1 protein-coding gene is annotated in these 1,288 nt (G+C 71.9%); it reads left to right on the top strand.

The window, feature by feature from the left end:
* Positions 1-164: 164 nt before the first annotated feature.
* A partial coding sequence (mshC, locus tag ACFU6K_RS39210; protein ID WP_380671487.1) for a cysteine--1-D-myo-inosityl 2-amino-2-deoxy-alpha-D-glucopyranoside ligase occupies positions 165-1,288 on the top strand: 1,124 nt, incomplete at its 3' end.

Below are 1,288 nucleotides of genomic sequence, written 5' to 3' on the forward strand. Positions count from 1 at the left end.
CCCCTGTCCGGAGCCGGGAGCGGGTGCTGTGCGTACCGCGTTCCGGCGGCGTCGGATCCGTGCAATACCAGTCGGGAAAGCGTCGGGCAACGGTAGGAAACGAATCCAGTCGATCTTTCGTACTGGTTAGGCTTTCAAATGTTCGCAAGGTTAAAGTTGTTTCCATGCATGCCTGGCCCGCCTCCGAGGTTCCCGCCCTGCCTGGTCAGGGGCTCCCCCTCCGTATCCACGACACCGCAGCGGGCACAGTCCGGGAGGTCGTGCCGCAGGACGGCACCGCCCGGATCTACGTCTGCGGCATCACGCCCTACGACGCGACCCACATGGGCCACGCCGCCACCTACAACGCGTTCGACCTGGTGCAGCGCGTCTGGCGGGACGCCGGTCACGACGTCCTGTACATCCAGAACGTCACCGACGTCGACGACCCGCTGCTCGCCCGCGCGGTCGAGACCGGCCAGGACTGGACCGCCCTCGCCGAGCGCGAGACGGCCCTGTTCCGCGAGGACATGACCGCGCTGCGGATGCTCCCGCCGGCCCACTACATCGGCGCCGTCGAGTCGATCCCGTGGATCGTCCCGATCGTCCAGAAGCTGCTGGCCTCCGGCGCCGCCTACCACGTGGACGGCGACATCTACTTCTCGGTCGACGCCGACCCGCGCTTCGGCGAGGTCTCCGGCCTCACCCGCGAGGCCATGCGCCCGGTCTTCGCCGAGCGCGGCGGCGACCCGGACCGCCCCGGCAAGCGCAACCCGCTGGACGCCCTGCTCTGGCTGGCCGCCCGCCCGGGCGAGCCCGCCTGGGACACCGAGCTCGGCCACGGCCGCCCCGGCTGGCACATCGAGTGCGTCGCCATCGCCCTCCAGTACCTCGGCATGTCCTTCGACATCCAGGGCGGCGGCAGCGACCTCTCCTTCCCGCACCACGAGATGGGCGCCGCGCACGCCCAGGTCGCCACCGGCGCCCACCCGTACGCCCAGGCGTACGTGCACGCCGGCATGGTCGCCCTGGACGGCCACAAGATGTCCAAGTCCCGCGGCAACCTGGTCTTCGTCTCGGCGCTGCGCCGCGAGGGCGTCGACCCGGCGGCGATCCGCCTGGCGCTGCTCTCGCACCACTACCGGGCGGACTGGGAGTGGACCAAGAGCGTCCTGGACGAGGCCGTCGAGCGCCTCGCCCGCTGGCGCGCCGCGGTCTCCCGCCCGGACGGCCCCTCGGCCGAGCAGCTGCTCGCCGAGGTGCGCGAGGCGCTCGCGAACGACCTGGACGCGCCCGCCGCGCTGGCCGC

Source organism: Kitasatospora sp. NPDC057512 (assembly GCF_042802135.1).
Taxonomy (GTDB): domain Bacteria; phylum Actinomycetota; class Actinomycetes; order Streptomycetales; family Streptomycetaceae; genus Kitasatospora.